Annotated in this window: 1 protein-coding gene; it reads left to right on the forward strand. The window is 66.4% G+C overall.

Features of this window, described 5'->3' with window-relative positions; genetic code table 11:
- A partial coding sequence (locus SB717_RS36965; protein WP_410908062.1) for an ABC transporter permease subunit occupies nt 1-262 on the forward strand: 262 nt, incomplete at both ends.

Genomic DNA, 262 nt, shown 5'->3' on the forward strand with positions numbered 1-262 from the left:
CTTATCGGTGCCGTCATCGGATGGCGCCGCAGCCGCGGATCCGACCTCGTCGTCCCGATCTCCACCTTCCTCTCGACGGTGCCGTACTTCTGGATGGGTCTGCTCGCGATCGCCGTGCTCTCCTCCGTCCTCGGCTGGTTCCCGGCCTCGCACGCGTTCGACAAGACATCGACCCCGGGGTGGAACGGGGAATTCATCCTCGACGTGCTCTACCACGGCACGCTCCCCGCGCTCACGATCGTGATCTCGTCGCTCGGCGGCT

The sequence above is a fragment of the Priestia sp. SIMBA_032 genome, from assembly GCF_046535215.1.
GTDB classification, from domain to species: domain Bacteria; phylum Bacillota; class Bacilli; order Bacillales; family Bacillaceae_H; genus Priestia; species Priestia aryabhattai.